The sequence below is a fragment of the Aporhodopirellula sallentina SM41 genome, from assembly GCF_000346505.1.
Classification (GTDB): Bacteria; Planctomycetota; Planctomycetia; order Pirellulales; family Pirellulaceae; genus Rhodopirellula; species Rhodopirellula sallentina.
On sequence record NZ_ANOH01000350.1, the window covers coordinates 22,523 to 38,449 of the forward strand.

General features: G+C 56.1%; 11 protein-coding genes. 5 read left to right on the forward strand and 6 right to left on the reverse strand.

Annotated elements, in window-relative coordinates:
- Positions 1–108: 108 nt before the first annotated feature.
- Genes RSSM_RS23140 through RSSM_RS23155 form a run of 4 tightly spaced genes read right to left on the reverse strand, consistent with a single transcriptional unit; the run spans position 109 to position 5,394 of the window.
- Positions 109–819: a response regulator gene (locus tag RSSM_RS23140; RefSeq protein ID WP_044303370.1), complete on the reverse strand. Its 711-nt coding sequence runs from the start codon at positions 817–819 to the stop codon at positions 109–111.
- The gene (locus tag RSSM_RS23145) at positions 795–2,801 is read right to left on the reverse strand and encodes a sensor histidine kinase (protein ID WP_008684872.1); all 2,007 of its coding nucleotides are present in this window, start codon (positions 2,799–2,801) and stop codon (positions 795–797) included. The genes RSSM_RS23140 and RSSM_RS23145 overlap by 25 nt, the downstream gene beginning before the upstream one ends.
- 41 nt (positions 2,802–2,842) lie before the next feature.
- Complete coding sequence (locus RSSM_RS23150; protein ID WP_008684874.1) at positions 2,843–4,105, reverse strand: protein-signal peptide; 1,263 nt, start codon at positions 4,103–4,105, stop codon at positions 2,843–2,845.
- On the reverse strand, positions 4,102–5,394 hold the full coding sequence (locus RSSM_RS23155; RefSeq protein ID WP_008684876.1) for an HlyD family secretion protein: 1,293 nt from the start codon (positions 5,392–5,394) through the stop codon (positions 4,102–4,104). Before RSSM_RS23155 ends, RSSM_RS23150 begins: the two co-directional genes overlap by 4 nt.
- A 359-nt stretch (positions 5,395–5,753) precedes the next feature.
- On the opposite strand from RSSM_RS23155, the gene RSSM_RS23160 reads away from it, so the two are divergent.
- The 3 genes from RSSM_RS23160 to RSSM_RS23170 all read left to right on the forward strand — a co-directional run bounded on the left by RSSM_RS23160 (position 5,754) and on the right by RSSM_RS23170 (position 11,043).
- Positions 5,754–7,892, forward strand: a complete 2,139-nt coding sequence (locus RSSM_RS23160) for a glycoside hydrolase family 172 protein (RefSeq protein WP_008684879.1) — start codon at positions 5,754–5,756, stop codon at positions 7,890–7,892.
- A 562-nt stretch (positions 7,893–8,454) separates the two neighbouring features.
- Entirely contained in the window at positions 8,455–9,012 is a 558-nt protein-coding gene (locus tag RSSM_RS23165; RefSeq protein WP_008684882.1) for a DUF4416 family protein, read from the forward strand.
- Between the two features lie 384 nt (positions 9,013–9,396).
- Complete coding sequence (locus tag RSSM_RS23170; RefSeq protein ID WP_008684886.1) at positions 9,397–11,043, forward strand: putative transporter; 1,647 nt, start codon at positions 9,397–9,399, stop codon at positions 11,041–11,043.
- Between the two features lie 188 nt (positions 11,044–11,231).
- Here RSSM_RS23170 and RSSM_RS23175 read toward each other — a convergent pair whose 3' ends face one another.
- On the reverse strand, positions 11,232–12,260 hold the full coding sequence (locus RSSM_RS23175) for a DUF1573 domain-containing protein (RefSeq protein WP_008684888.1): 1,029 nt from the start codon (positions 12,258–12,260) through the stop codon (positions 11,232–11,234).
- A 323-nt stretch (positions 12,261–12,583) separates the two neighbouring features.
- Here RSSM_RS23175 and RSSM_RS23180 point away from each other — a divergent pair, with 323 nt between their 5' ends.
- Positions 12,584–13,624: a glycosyltransferase family 9 protein gene (locus RSSM_RS23180; protein ID WP_044303371.1), complete on the forward strand. Its 1,041-nt coding sequence runs from the start codon at positions 12,584–12,586 to the stop codon at positions 13,622–13,624.
- 413 nt (positions 13,625–14,037) lie between these two features.
- Positions 14,038–14,484 (forward strand): DUF4112 domain-containing protein, encoded by a 447-nt coding sequence (locus RSSM_RS23190; protein WP_008684895.1) that lies wholly within the window; start codon positions 14,038–14,040, stop codon positions 14,482–14,484.
- 571 nt (positions 14,485–15,055) lie between these two features.
- On the opposite strand, the gene RSSM_RS23195 is transcribed toward RSSM_RS23190, so the two are convergent.
- Positions 15,056–15,523, reverse strand: a complete 468-nt coding sequence (locus tag RSSM_RS23195; RefSeq protein WP_008684897.1) for a hypothetical protein — start codon at positions 15,521–15,523, stop codon at positions 15,056–15,058.
- Positions 15,524–15,927 lie beyond the last annotated feature (404 nt).

The following is a 15,927-nucleotide window of genomic DNA, read 5'->3' on the forward strand; positions in this document are numbered from 1 at the left end:
CCCTTCAAGTCCACCAAACGGTCGACACGTGTGTCACGATCGAGCGACGAACGGGCATGGTTAGCGCATGGATCCGTTACGTGTGCATCTGTTTCTAGTGGACGGGCACTACTCAGCCGAACGCGGTTCATCGGTATGTTTAAAAACACCTATCCGGTGTGCCTTGTCGATCGCCGCCGGAGCATTTTGCACGTCGAGTTTTTCGTACAAACGACGGATGTATGTCGCGACACTCCCGTACGAGATCCCTAACTCGTTCGCGATTTCTTTCTTGAGCAACCCTTGGCTGAGCAGTGTCAAGATCTCGCGTTCTCTCGTCGAAAGGACAACGTCCGATTCTACCTTCTTGGGATGATTCTGAACCATCTTGAGGAGATGGGATGCGACTTCGTCGTCGAGGGATGCACCACCGTTGGCGACCGTGTGAATGCCTTCGACAATTTGTTGGATGGTTGATGATTTGAGAAGATACCCGGATGCTCCTGATTGGATTGCTTTCTCGATGTCCGCCTCCGCATTCGACTGAGTCAGAACAATGATTTTGGCCTCAGGAACGACCGCGAGAAACTGCGTCAATGCATCGAGTCCGCTCATTCCAGGTAGGTTCAGGTCGAGCAAAATGATATGAGGGAGATCCGGCAAGTCGGCATCGCTGAGGTGACGTAGGGCGATCTCGGCGGCGCCGAACATGCTGACCAGTGTAATGGTTGGTTCGGCATTGATCGCCATCTCGACGACCCGGCGATACTTCGGATGGTCTTCGACCAGCATGACTTTGGTAACTTCGTCCACAGCTATCGCTTTTTCAGTTGATTCCATTGCCTGCGTTTGAATTGCAGGTCGATTCGCGTTCCTTTTTGCGGACGGCTTTCGACGGTAACCTTGGCGCCGAGCAGTTTGGCGCGTCGCTTCAGTGAGGGAGGTGTGCCGCTGTCGCCGGCATCGTCACAACCATGTCCGTTGTCTTGAATTGTTAAGCGTACTTCACTCGGTGAGGCTTTGAGTACCGTACTGAGACAGGTTGCGCCAGAGTGGCGGATGACGTTTACCAAGCACTCTTTGTAAAACAGGAACAAATCCGCCCGCGTTCGGGGGCGAAGTTCTTCGACAAATTCGTTTCCCTCGACACTAAATTCGTGTTCGAGTTGCACGCCGATTCTTTCAGCCGACTGTTTCATCAGGTCCACCAAACCCGAATATAGCGAGTGGTTGCGGATACCGGAGATGTGTCTCACCGATTGAGAAGCCTCTTCCGAAACGCCTCGGATTTCTGTGAGGATCGGATCGAGTTTCGTGCGATCCATGGCGACATCGCGAGCCAAGTCGCTCAACAGGCCGATCGTGTGAAGATCGGCGCCGACCTCATCATGCAGGTCCGCGGCGAAGCGTTCTTTCAGTCGATTGGTTTCCCGAATTCGGATCAGACGGTCGACTAGCACTGTAAAGACAATCGCAGCAAACAGCACCGCCACGAGTATCGATGCCCATCGCAGGTTTCGACTTTGCGTGGCGTAGCGACTCTTCAACGCCGCTTGAATTCTCGGCAAGTCCGAATCCAATTCATGACGACGGGCCAACTGCGCCATCCAGTCTCGGATTGGCATGATAGGGCCGAAGTGATTGCGGCCGTCCGTCAACGCAGCGAGCGTGCCGTCCTTTCCGCTGAACTCCATGTTCGCGGTCGGGATGATCCCGCGAGCGACGTTACGGCTGTTTTCGAAGATCGCGATTTCGGCAAAGCCGATGCAGCGATAATTGTCGCTCGCTTCGGGCGCTTTGTAGGCTCTGACGGCGGTGATGCGAACGAACCGGCAAGAATGACGGGCGAACCGACACATGACGATAGGACCGGCATCGTAGATGGATTTTTTTTCGTATTCGTGCAGTAAAACGGCATCGGAGAAATCGCTGCGGTTGGCCCCTTCGATCACAAATTGATCCGGCATCGCGTAGTCGGAATGTTGAATCTGGGGAACATTCTCGCTGAGGTCGGCCGCATGCAGGTGAATGCGATTGATTTGTCGTTGTTGTCCCAGATCGATCGTCAGTGCGGCTTGCGGGCCTGTCCGGAAGAAGCCCACGAACGCTTGGCTCCCGCGGCCACCGGCGGCGTCCATGAGGTAGGGCGTGAATCCGTCGATGAGCGTTTCGATCGGCGCCGATTTTCGAACACGAGTGAATGCGGTCGACGAAACCGTTGTTTCGCATCCCAACGCGACGTTTTCGAGACCGGAGAAAACCATGATCTCTGAGAGTTGAAACAGAAATCCACCGTCGAGAGCGCGAGGCGTCAACTTCGTTGCCTCGACGCGAATCCAGGATCCCGTCAACGGTTGGATCGGCAGCACGAGCGGTTCCATTCTCGGTAGCACTTCATCACGTTCGTCGAACGAGACAACTTCCGTACCGATATCGTCACCGCCGCCCCCGACGAAGATTTTGAAGTGCAGTGGAAAACCGTCCGAGCGAACACCACCCTGTGTATCACGCCACAGAATCGGCACCAAGACGATTTGATCGATCACGTGTTCTTGATCAAATTCGATTTTTGCCCACTCGGTGAAATCCGCATGCGGATGAATGGCGGATTCCCATCCGAGGTTCCCCACGCCGCTGCGGAACGTCATTTCCGCGAGTTGAGCTTCTTCCGAACGAATCTCGGCAAGTCTCGCTTCGAGTTGACGCAGTGGCGCGTCTTCCTGACGCGGCGGTTGGTCCGCGACCGCCGTTGTCCCCGCGAGCGGTAGCAACCAACCGATTAGGCACAACTCAACGATGCGGAACAAAACACGTGCAGTCATTACCTAACAAGAACCATTGCGCGACGAAAACGGATCACATCTTACTGTTCCGGAAGGCAGCGGCGGAGGGTCATGATTGCCATCGCCGTGCCGTAAGGACGGTGATAGTTATACAGTGGGTAGTCCCACCAGCATCCGTTTTTCTCCTGCAATGGAACGATCAGGTCGGCCAACATCGCTCGGTAAGGGGCACGTTCGTCCGGCGGCAGTTCGTCGATACACATGGCGGCATAGTAATGGCCGAAGAAATAGAAATAGCCGGCCACTTGGAACCAAGACTCGTGCGGCACGGGGCGTTTGCGTCCGATGTCGAGCCATCCGTTTCGCTCGTACAAACGGTACAGCCAATGTTTGAGCACGTTGTCGGTGACGTCGGTGTCGCCCCAAAATCGCAACGCCACGTTGCAGCATTGTGAACGTCCGAGCGAGCCGCCGGGACGATTGACTTCCCGCATCGGACGATCTTTGAGGTATTCGCCATAAAGATACGTGAAGTCAGGTTTTTGTTGACGATGGATCGCCGCAACGGCTCGCTGAACAATGTCTTCGGGAGGTTCGATACCGATCGATTTGGCGCGGTGCATCGCGACCAGGGCCGTGCCACCGACGAAACTGATCGAACTCGAGGTGGGCCGTTGGGCTTTGTAGCGTTGGTCGTAGTAACCCCAGCCGCCGTCGACCGATTCGTATCGTCGCAGCATCGCGAATTGATCTTCGATCAGCGAACGAATTTTGTCAGTCTTTTGCGGGTTGCCGGCGTGACGCTCGTAAAGATGCGAGAGTGCTTCGATCGAATAGGCATGTCCCCAAACGTTGTACATCGCGGTGCCATCGGCGCGTCGGAGTCTCGGCAAGTAATCAAACAGCCATGCTTCGGCGCGATCGATCGCTTTCTGAGCCTCGGCGTCGTCATCTGCGGCGCACTCGAGCAAAGCTGACAAACACAGCGAAGTTGTCGCGGCGCGAAACGCGTGATGAGCACCGGGAACGGGCGCGTAGATGTTCAGATCTTTCGTTCGGGTGGCCGACCCCCAAGAGCCGTTCGGGTTTTGATCGGTGACCAAAAACGCGATGCCGCTGCGAATCGATTGCGAGATCGTTTTCGCACTCGGCGAGTCCACGTCCGGCAAAACCGGCGGTTCGCTGAAGTCGAGTTTGGGCAACCGCATCCGTTGGGGCGTGTTCGCAACGACATCATCGCCGGTCGCGTGAAGGTTCACGTGCAGAGATGAGCCGGTGACGGCGATAAGGAGAATCAACCAAACGCTCGCCGGTTTGCAAAATCCGTTTGTTGCCCGGCTCATTTCTTGCCCGCCTTCTTGTTGTCTTTCTTGGTTTTGCCCTTTTTGTTGTCGTCACTCTTGGTCGGTTCCAGTTCGACTTTGCATGTCATTCCGGGCACGATGTCGGTGTCGCCTGTTTTGCCTTGGATGCTCACAACGCATTCGATTTTGTTGGTCGCATAGGGCACCGCTGCGATGGAACGAAGTGTTACCGGAACCTTTTGATCCGGGAACGCTTTCGGAATTGCGGTTCCTTTCATTCCGGTTTGCAACTGAGCTCGTTGTTCCTCGGTGACGGTCGCGACGATCCGCAGCGGTTGAGGTTGCACGATTGTCATCAGGATTTGGCTCGCGGAGACCTTGGAGTCTTTCTGCAGTGTGCTGGGTTTATCGCTCATCTTTCCGCGAGTGATTTTGCCGTGGTAGGCCAACCCTTCGATCGGCGAGGTCAGCACCATGGCCCGCCGTTCGGACTGCAGTTTTTTGAACTCGGCTTGTTGTTTTTCGAAGTCAGCCTTTTGTTTGCGGCGTTCGATTTCACGTTTATCGCGAGCGGATTTCAGATCATGTTTTTTCTTGGCGTAGGCGAGTTCCGCCCGCGCGAGTGTGGCTTCTTCCTGCTTCTGCTTCGCCGGGATGGTTTGGGCGATCGTGCGTTGGGTGCGTACTTCGGCGATTTCGAGATTGAACTTGGCACTTTCGACGGCCCGTTGAGCACGCTTCAATACGATCTCTTCGGATTCTTCGGTCAGGTCATCTTCCTCGTACATCTGTTGCAGCTGGTTGAGTTCTTCCTGAGCGTACTCGAGCGATTGCTTCGAACGTTCGAGTTGTTTTTCGGCGCTTCGGATCTGCTGCTCTCGGTCGACGTTGACGAAGTTGTCGTAGGCTTGTTGGGCTTCCGCTCGTGCGAGTTCGGCCGCTTGTCGATCGAGTTTCTGTTGTTCGAGAAATTGCTCGTACGCGAAATCGGCGTCGTTGAGAGTGATCTCGGCGAGTTCCAGGTCACGTTCGGCCTTGGTGATCTGTTCGTCGATGTCTTTTGTTTCGAACCAAACGATTGATGTCCCCTTTTTGACGGGGGTGCCGTGGTCGAGGATTCGTTTGATCGTGAGCGACGAAATTTGTTCGAAGCCGGCCGTGATTTCGTGTGTCTTTTTGGAATCGAAGACACCGTCGATGGTGACGACTTGGTTGGGTGTCGAAGCGTCGCCGGTGGCTTGGGTGTCGTTCTCATCAGAAAACGCTGTGGGAACGGCCAGGAGCAAAAGGGCGAGCGCGGAGAGATTGCGGAAGGGGAAGGTCGGCATTGCAGATTCTTCGAGGAAGGAGGTCAGGTGAGAGTTTCCCCATCTTGATCACTGATTCGTGCGATGTCTATCAATGTGCGCGTTGTGCAGGCATAGGTGGACGAGAGGCTCGGCGGTCTATCTTTTTAAGTGACAAACACAAACGGTGGACACGACATGGGGCGAGGACAGCAATATCCTACGCACTAGCCTTTCAACGGACCGCTGCGTTCCATTGGCTCGGCGGTGTAGTGGGGGAGGCCCCCGGAGAATGGTTCGACCGAGGCAATTGTTGTTGCACAAACCGTCCTAAAACTTTTTCAGTATCGCCGCGGCGTCCCCCCGCGGCGGCAGTCTCGAATTCCCACGATCGTCCCACCATGAGAATCCTCCTTGTATCGCTGATTGTCAGCGGAATCGTCTTCCCGTCAGCCGTCCTGGCAACCGAACCCGTTTCGATCGATTCGCTGCTGAGGGAGATGGTCGACCGTGATTCGGTTGCGAAGTTCCCCGCGAACGACTTCCGGCTGAAACAACACAGCAGTTACAACCGGACGTCGAAGAATCCTCAAGATGAAAAGGGGTGGTTTTCGAACCACGATTTCAATTCGAATGACAAGGACCGCAATTTCATTCGGATTGAAGAGAACGGCGACCAGAAAGAATGGGTGTTGATGGATCACGAAGGCCCGGGGGCACTCGTGCGGGTGTGGATGCCGTTTCTCAATCCGAAAGATCCGACGACGGATACTCGCATTCGCGTTTACCTCGATGGCGAAAGCGAACCGACGCTCGAAGGGAACATGCTCGGGTTGTTCAATGGTTCGGGAATGTTCCCCTATCCGTTTGCTCACAAGTCGTTGCGTTCGGCGGTTTCGTTTTTTCCAATCCCGTATGCGAAGCGTTGCAAGATCACGACGACCAAGCGGCCGTTTTTCTTTCAGTTTACGTTCCGTCAGTACGATGCGAAGACTCCCGTCGAAACGTTCACGATGTCGGACTTTGAAGCCGCAAAACCGATGCTCGAAGAAGTCGGCGAATCGCTTTTGAATCCGACGCCCCCGTTGTCGCGGTCGTCCGATGATACGCCAACGCCGCAGACGCTCAACGCGACGCTCGAGGCCGGCGAGGAGAAATCGATTGACCTGCCTGCCGGTACCGCGGCCGTCCGTGCCCTGTCGGTCAAACTCGGAACGTACGAACCGTTTTCGGTCACGCGGACGGTTGTGTTGAAAATGGAGTTCGACGGGAAAGAAACCGTTTGGTGTCCCCTTGGTGATTTCTTTGGCACCGGATTGGGATTGCATCCGTTCCAGGGATGGTATCGAACGGTCGCCGATGACGGGACGATGTCCTGCCGATGGGTGATGCCGTATCAGAAGTCCGCGAAGGTGTCGTTGGTGAATTTGGGCGAAGCTCCGGTCGATTTCGAAATGAAGGCTACGGTCGATGATTTCAGTTGGGACGATCGCACGATGTATTTCCATGCGGCGTGGCGAGGCCAGTATCCCGTTCCCACGCGTCCGTTCTCCGATTGGAACTATGTGACGTTGAACGGCCGAGGCGTTTATGTCGGCGACACGTTAACGGTGATGAACCCGGTCGAAAAATGGTGGGGCGAGGGCGACGAGAAGATCTTCGTTGATGGGGAAGACTTCCCATCGATCTTTGGAACGGGGACGGAAGACTACTATGCGTATTCGTGGGGCGGGATGAGTACGGACTTCTACGAACACCCTTTCCATGCCCAACCCCGCAGTCATGTCTACGACAAGCACAATCGCAAATCGTCGAGCGATCGTAACACGCTCGGCTACAGCACTGAGACGCGCACACGGGCACTCGATACGATGCCGTTTGGTTCGTCGTTGCAACTCTATATGGAAGTCTGGTCGTGGAGCGATTGCAAAATGGGGTATGGCGTCGGTGCGTACTGGTATGCCGACGCGGACACTCGATCCAACCGGACTCCGGATCCGGAGGAGGTGTTGAACGTACCGCCGCTTCCGAAGATGCAAGCGGATGCAACCCCACAAGCCTCCGTTGATTCTTCCCACTTTGAAAACGCGATCGAGTTTGAAGACGGCGACGTTGTCAGCAAACCGTCACACGTCGAGTTGATCACGCAGTCGTTGGCGAGCTACCGGGGACGGTGGAGTGGGAAGACGCATGTTTTGATCCGGAACACTCGCAAGGGCGATGCGATTGAGTGGACGTTTCCGGCGCCCGGTCCGATGCCGATGGATTTGTTTTTGCACGCGACACGCAGCTATGATTTCGCGGAGGTGAAACTCGCGGTCAACGGGATCTCGGTTGCAGAATCGGTCGATTTGTATTCGCCCACGCCGACACCGAGCGGCAAGATCGAACTGGGGCGTTTCTCGCCGGACAACGGTCGCTACACGGTGCGGATGGAGATCGCCGGGAAGAACGACGCGAGTTCCAAATATCGCGTTGGGATCGATTGCCTTTCGATGTCCTCGCCCGTTGAGCCGAAAACAACGAGCGTGACTAAATAGGCTGAACGATTCGCGATCGAACGGAGGCGGAGGTTGAACCACGTAGCAGTGCCTCTCCGAGACACTGGTAGTCTATGTCAGCTCAATTTTCGGATAGCGAAACTCGCCAAGAGTTTGTCGATTTAATCAAGAGTTAACGTATTTTCGTTTAACCGGTAGCCGTAGGCGACGCTTGACGGAACACAACCTACCCTTCGGGCACGGGTTAAACGAAAATTGAACGGTATTGCCGTTAAACGAATAAATCAACAGCCCGCCAAGAGTTTGGGGAGGGCCCGTGAATCACCGAAAGTTTTGGCAACTTTCACTACGCCCTCTGGACGTTTGCGTTTGATCGTGGCGGGTTGTCCGTCCCGGAGAGACGGAAGTGCGTGCACGCAATGGGGTGGGTGGTGATGCGGTGGTGGGGTTGTTTGTAGGTTGTTGGGTGTCCGTCTTGGAAAGACGGACCTACGTGACACGTAGCCGTGTCTCTCCGAGACGCGGGGTGTTTGGGTGTGGATGTCCGTCTTGGAAAGACGGACCTCCGTGTTGGGACCTACATGTTTTGAGAGGTTGGTTGATGGCTGCGCCGCGATTGGTGGAACCGGTGGTTCGATTCTGTGCCGTGATTTCGCGTTACGAGGAAGCTCGTCAGTGGGCGATCGAGCGATTGATTCAGCAATGGGGCGAGGCGGCCGAGGTTTGGCCTGCGGCGGACTTCACCGCGGGCGGATTCTACGACAAAGAAATGGGCACGGGGCTGACCAAAGTGCTCGTCGCGATCGAGCAGTTTGCGGATCCGGCAGGGCTCGCTCAGTGGAAAACGACAACGAACCAATGGGAACGTGAATACGCCGAGGCTGCTGGTCATGACGAACCACGGCCGCTGAACTTGGACCCCGGCTATGTCACTCAAGCCAAATTGGTGCTCGCGACGGTGAAGGATCGTGATCACCGACTCTATCTGCGAGACGGTATCTTTGCGGAAGTCACGCTGAATTACATGCGCGGCGGATGGGTGCATCATCGATGGACGTATCCCGACTACCGGACCGAGGCGGTTGCGAAATTTGCGATGACGTGTCGCGATCGGTTGCGGGCGCACCTCGTGCAGACCGACGGGTTTCGTCGTGTTTGATGCGAATGGTATTGACCATTTTGGATGAAAATTCGATGAGTGAATTTCGTGCCGAGATCGATGGGGTGGTGGCGTGAACCAATGTCGGATGGCGAAATGTGCGACAATCTGGACGCTGAGCATCAGGGGGGCGTTTTTGCCGGTACGGTCGCTTAGTGGCCGAGGCCCGGCGATTTGGCGTAGCTACCTTTCATTGGCTGCGTTGGTTCTGCACAATCTGGCGTGTCGCTCCGATAAAGGGAACTGAAGCTCGTTGCGACCTTTTTCTGTTGTGGATCGTCGATCCTCATCATGCCAAATGGCCATCGGTCATTCACCCATCTGTTTCGTCTACGGCCGGAGCGGGTGTCTTGTCAGCATCCTCGTTAAAACAGCCTTGTCACTGTGAATCCAGTCACTTTTTCTATTTTGGCCATTGTCGGTGTTGCCGTCGGTGGTTTGGTCATCGGTGGTATTCGCGTCCGCAAAATCGGTCTCGGTTCGGCGGGCGTGATGTTTGTCGGAATTTTGGCCGGACACTGGGGGGCGACTCTCGATCACGACGTCGCTGAATTCGCAAAAGAGTTCGGATTGGTTCTGTTCGTGTTCACGATCGGATTGCAGCTCGGACCCGGGATTGTGCAATTGTGGAAGGACCAAGGTCTCGTGCTCAACGGCCTCGCGGTCGGTGTGGTCGTGATGGGTGTGTTGTTGGTGTTAATGTTTCATTCCATCATCGACTTGCCCGCCTTGGCGGCCGGTGGTTTGTTCAGTGGGGCGACAACCAATACGCCTTCGTTGGGGGCGGCACAGCAGGCGGCCGCGACGGTAGCGGAAGAGGGAACCGATTTCGGGATGCTCGCATCGGCCTACGCGGTTGCGTATCCGGGAGGCATTCTGGGAATCATCGCGACGATGTTGATCATGAAATCGATGTTCAAAATCGACATGGACGCGGAGGCAAAATCAGCCGCCAGCCAAAGTGGCGATCAATTCGAGCCGATCGTCCGGCGGTGTATCGAGGTCGATAACAAACACTTGTCGGAACGAAAGTTCGGCGACATTCCCGGTGTCGAGGAAACCGGCGTTCGCGTTTCGCGGATCAAACGAGGTGATTCACTGACGGTGGATCCCGCGACGGATCAAACAGTGTTGCATGCCGGTGACGTGATTTTGGTCGTGGGCACCGAAGCGGGCTTGGACCGGTTCGAGCCGCTGATCGGGAAGCCGTCTGATTTTGATTTGATGGAGTATTCGAGCAACGCGTGTCATCGCCGGATCGTGGTCACCGACCCAGAGGTGATCAACAAGACGCTGCGTGATTTGTCTCTCGATTTGATATACAACGCAACGATTACCCGAATCATCCGCTCGGGCGTGGAGATGCCTGGTCGTGGTTCGAGCCGACTGCAGTACGGTGACGTGCTGCACGTGGTCAGCGACGAGGAGTCGCTCGATCGGGTCGCCAAGTTGCTCGGCAACTCGCTCAAGGCGATCAACGAAACCCAGTTTGCACCCGTGTTTTTGGGGATTTTTGTCGGTGTGGTCGTCGGTATGATTCCGATCTCGATCCCGGGTGTGCCCTTTCCGGTCAAACTCGGGCTCGCCGGCGGTCCATTGATCGCCGCGATCGTGTTTAGCTTGCTCGGAAAAGTCGGCAAGTTTGTCTGGCACATTCCGTTTTCTGCGAACCTAGCGTTGCGAGAACTCGGCATCATCATGTTCCTCGCCAGTGCCGGGTTGTCTGCGGGCAAGACGTTCTTCAGCGTCGCGTTGACGTCGCAGGGCTTGCTCTGGATGTTGGCTGGTTTGGTGATCACGATGGTGCCGCTGTTGATCGTCGGTTTGGTCGGACGATTGGTGTTCAAAGTGAATTTCTTGACACTTTGCGGCGTGATCGCGGGCAGCATGACGGACCCGCCGGCACTCGCGTTCGCGAACACACTGAGCGACTCTTCGGCTTGTGCGACCGGCTACGCGGCGGTCTATCCGCTGACGATGGTGATGCGAATCGTAGCAGCCCAGACGATCATTTACATCTTGTTTGCCTGATACGCGTCGTTTGGGTTCCGGCCGCGGGTTGGCGGTGATGTATTGACGTGTCACGTAGCCGAGTCTCTCCGAGACGCGGAGTGATTGGTTGTGGATGTCCGTCTTGGAAAGACGGACCTACGTGGCGCACAAAAAAAAGCCCGCTGTGGGAGCAGCGGGCTTTGAATCGATAGTGGTTGGGTGATCGCTTAGCGGGCGACGACGACTTGGTCGCTGATCACGTCGGCGGTCAAGATTGCTTTCGCGGTGACCGGTTTTTCGCCAGCGGTGTGGATCGTCAGGGCCGAACGCTGGGCGCCTTGGGCTCCGTTCGGAGTCAGCTTCACGCTGATGACGTGGATCTTCTTCTCTGCACCGTTGTTGTCGAACTCAACGTTCCATCCTGGGCATTCGATCGATGCGATGGAGAACGGTTCGCGGCCGGTGATCACCAAACGCTGTACCAGCTCTTGATCCGGTTTGACCGTTCCGAACGCGATCGACTTCGGCGAGATGTTCAGCGAAGTGACCACGTTGCCCGAAACACGCAGTGGCACGCGAGGCATGCCGCGGTCGTTCGTTTGCACGATGACTTCGTCTTGGAACAAACCAGCCGGTGCGTCTTCACGAACCGCGATTGTCAGTTCGTAGGTTGCTTTGCCGGGGCCGCGTTCGATTTGTTGGAATTTTGGAATCAACCAAGGTTGGTTCGCACGGATATCCATGACTTTCCAATCGCTACGTCCGGCGTAGTAGATTTTGGTTCCGCCCGTTTTGGTTTCACCTTGGTTGATCGTGCCGAACTCGACACTGCCTGGGTGAAAGACCATGTCGCTGCGGATGTATCCTTCGACCTTCAACTGCACTTCGCTGTAGAACGGTTGGTCGATGATCACGGTCAGCGTTGCCCCTTTCTTGCCGCGGAAAGTTGGCGTGTTGAAACGAGCCAACAGATAGCCTTCGCCGCCGGCGGGGATGTAATTGGACGAGAGAATTGGCGTCGTGCAACCGCAGCTCGCGCGAACTTGGCGGATGTGCATGTCACGTCCGGTCGTGTTGCGGATCGGGAATTTGAATTCCGTTTTGGATGCGACCGCGACCGTGCCAAAGTTATGGCTCTTGATCGGGAAAACGCTGTCGGTCCAATTCGCATGAACTGAGCTAGCGGAAAACAAAGCGGCAGCCGGCACGCACGCGAGTGAAACGAAGCACGCCAAGAGAGTATTCAGTCGAGCCATCAGGTCTCCTCCAGGAGACGGGGGTACGAGTTCGGGGCAGTCGCGCAGGGCCACCAATTCGGTAGCAGGCAACTGGTTACAGTCAATAGTACAGTTGGTTATACGTTGGGCAAGGTAGCCCGGGGGGTAATTACGTAAATCTCGTAGATTCTTTGGTTTCTCAAAGCGTCTGATAGTTACTAATGAGGTTTTGAGGGTTCGAGCGGACATACAAAAATGATCTGGTGATCGGATCGTGCGGATTGTTAGGTTTGAAGTGTCCATCGAGACGATTTGCGTCCAACGCCTCGTGCCCCATAGCTCGTGACCCATAGACCGATACGATGCCCGATACTGAGCCCCGATTGGATTCTCCGCGCATCCTGATTTCTCGGATGAGCGCGATCGGCGACGCGATATTGACTTTGCCGGTCGCCTGTTGTCTGCGGGACCATTTTCCCGATGCGTATATCGGTTGGGTGATCGAGAAGAAGTCCGCGCCGATGGTCCGTGGCCACCAAGACATCGACAGCGTGATCGAACTCGAACGCGGCTGGTTCACTTCCCCCAAAGCGATTCGCCAAGCCCGAGCGACGCTGCGCGAGCATCGGTTCGATATCTCGATCGATTGCCAAGGCAACACCAAGTCAGCTCTGGCGGGAAAACTCGCCGGTGCGAAACAGCGAATCGGGTTCGCCGGCAAGCATGCGATGGAACTGAGTCGGTTCTTCAACAACGAAAAAGTCACGCCGGTTTTCCATCACGTCACCGACCGATCGCTCGAATTGCTGACTCCGTTGGGAATTCACCATCCGAACGTCCGCTGGAACCTGCCGCTCGATTCGGAAGAACGACGTTGGGCGATGAGCTATCGTCACTCGATTCGCTCCTCGCGGGTCGCGATTTTGAACCCCGGCGGGACCTGGCCGTCGAAGCTGTGGGAGGCGGATCGGTTTGCCTCGACCGCTCGCTACCTCGCCGATCGTTATGGTTATCACAGCGTGGTCGTGTGGGGATCGTTCGAAGAACGTTTGATGGCCGAAGAAATCGTGGAATTGTCCAACGAAACGGCGACGCTCGCCCCTGACACCAGTTTGACGTCGTTGGCGGCGCTGATTGAAACAGGGGACCTGTTTATTAGCGGCGATACCGGACCGCTTCACATGGCCGTCGCCTTGGGAACGCGAACGATTGGGCTGTACGGCGCGACGCGACCTGGCGACAGCGGCCCGTACAACCAAGTGGCACTTCAATTGCAGTACGAATCAGGCAGCCGTCGTCACCGACGAAATGCCGACAACCGAGCCATGCGTGCAATCGGAGTCGAACACGTGTGTGCCGTCATCGATGAAATGCACACGGATTCGATCGCACGAGCGGCCTAGTGGTGCGTCAATGGCAGGTTTTTGGGTAGCGAAGCTCGCCAAGAGTTTCGGAGGACTCGTGGATCACCGGAAGTCTTGGCGACTTTCGCCACGGCCTGGAACCCTCATTCAGGATCGTGACGCACAACTCGTTAAATCTTCGAACCGGATCGCTGAGCAAATCAGCAGCACGTCTGGGGAATCGTTAGGATGTCGGCGGTTACGCATTTTCGCATCCTTTGTGTTCTGAACCGGTTGCCGTTCTGTTGAAACGATCACGTACCCCATCGACTCATCGGTCGCCACGAAACAAATCTGCCGGCCCAGCGAATGTCTCCACAAAGGGCCCGGTTTCCACAAAAGGCTCTGTTTCCTTAAAAGACAACGTTTCCACAAAAGGCAATATTCCCGGTCTGGAACACGTCCCCGGTCAGATGCGATGGGTCGATCGCACGACGAATTTGTTGGATGCGAAATTTCGCGTGCCGGGAACGCGAATCCGTTTCGGATTGGATTTCCTGCTCGGCCTCGTCCCGGGAGCGGGTGACGCGGTCAGCCTGGCGATGTCCGGCGTTCTGATTGCAACGATGGCAAAGCACGGCGCGAGCCCACTGCTGGTTGTGCGAATGCTAGCCAATGTCGTGATCGACGCGATCGTCGGCAGCGTCCCGTTGGCGGGCAACGTCTTCGACCTCTTCTTTCGAGCCAACAGCCGCAACCTGCGATTGATGCGAGAGCATTACCAGGAAGGAAAACACCGCGGAAGAGTCTGGCCGTTGTTGCTGGCCATCGTTGTCGTTCTCGTCGCGGTGCTCGCGGGCATCTTCGTGTTGATCGCGATGTTGGTCGACGCGGTTCTGGGATGGGCGGGCGCGGCCTAGGTCGGTCACCCCGGCAACACGAATGGGAGTGAAACCGGGAGGCGTCGGTTTTGGGACACTTGGGGAATGTGCCTGCGTGGTCTCGCGGCTCGGAATCGTTGATCGAAAACCAACCAACCGAACAGAAACGCAAAACGCGGTCGAGTTCAGATGAACTCCACCGCGCGGCGTGATTCGTTGAGTGAGCGTCTCGGGGTTTCTCTAGTGGTGCGTCAATGCCTCGTTTTCGGTTAGCGAAACTCGCCAACGGTTTGTCGATTTATTCAAGAGTCAACCTGTTTTCGTTTAACCGGTAGCCGTAGGCGACGTGCAGTCGCAAGCAGGTCGCCTTTGACTGACCGTTAAACGAATAAATCAACAGCCCGCCGAGAGTTTCGGGAGGGCTGGTGAATCACCGAAAGTCTTGGCGACTTTCGCGACGCGCTTGAACCCTCATTCTTGATCGTGACAGGCCACTAGTCGTTTTGTTCTGCTTTCTCTTCGGGAAGTGGATCTTGCTGGAGACCCTCACGCAGCAGGGTCTCTCACAAGACCGCTGCCGCTTACCCGGAAAACCTGCTGCGTCGGACAACTACGGGGTGTCGACGGCCGCGTTGACTTTCGGCAGGTCTTTCAGTTCAGGTTTGGCCATCGCGACGCCGTCGGTTGATTCGGGGATCGGTGGCATTTCGGACGGTTTCGGGAAAGCGGACTCAGGAATCGCTTCCAAATCGCCCTTTTGGTCTGCCGGTTTCAGCATCGAGTAGCCGGCTTCCTGCAGATCGTAGCGGCCCCAGTAAACGCGGCGGACCGGGTTGTAGTAGTAAACGTAGCGAGGTCGCGATGGGTAGTGGATGCAGTAGTGGTGGTGGTACGTCGGAACGGAGACGACCGGGCGATAGCGATAGGTCGTGTAGTAATACGTCCGGGTCGGGTGATAGTTCCACGACGAATACGTTTGGCGGTAACCACCTGCTTCGGCGGTCGTGGCACTGTTGAAGGCGAAGATCGACGCGGCGATCAGGCAGAATTGGCAGATGCGTTTGGCGAAGCGTGACATGAGCAGAGCTCTCCAAGGAAAAGGGGCGATGCCGGTGATGGCAGGTTTGATTCATACTTTGCGGCGATGACTTGCCGCCCACATTTTATCTATGCGGATTGGCGGGGGGCACCGGACACCACACCAAAATTAATTTGGGGTTTTCTGGTTTTCGATGCGGTTTTCACGCGGCGGCTGGATTTTGCAGAAAGAGGATCTGGCCCGAGCGTCCACCGGTTTCGCGAGAGCATTTAGAAATCCGGCGTGTCCGATCCCTGCAGCTGGAATCGCCAGCATTCAGGCCCCCGAAGTCTGCCAACGATGGCCGCGTCGTTTTGAGAAACGTTCCAGCCCGGGATTCTGCGTTTCGCAGGCAAACAAGGGCTGCGGGGGGAGGAAGCGAAGCCGGGAGGGGGCGAGTCGAA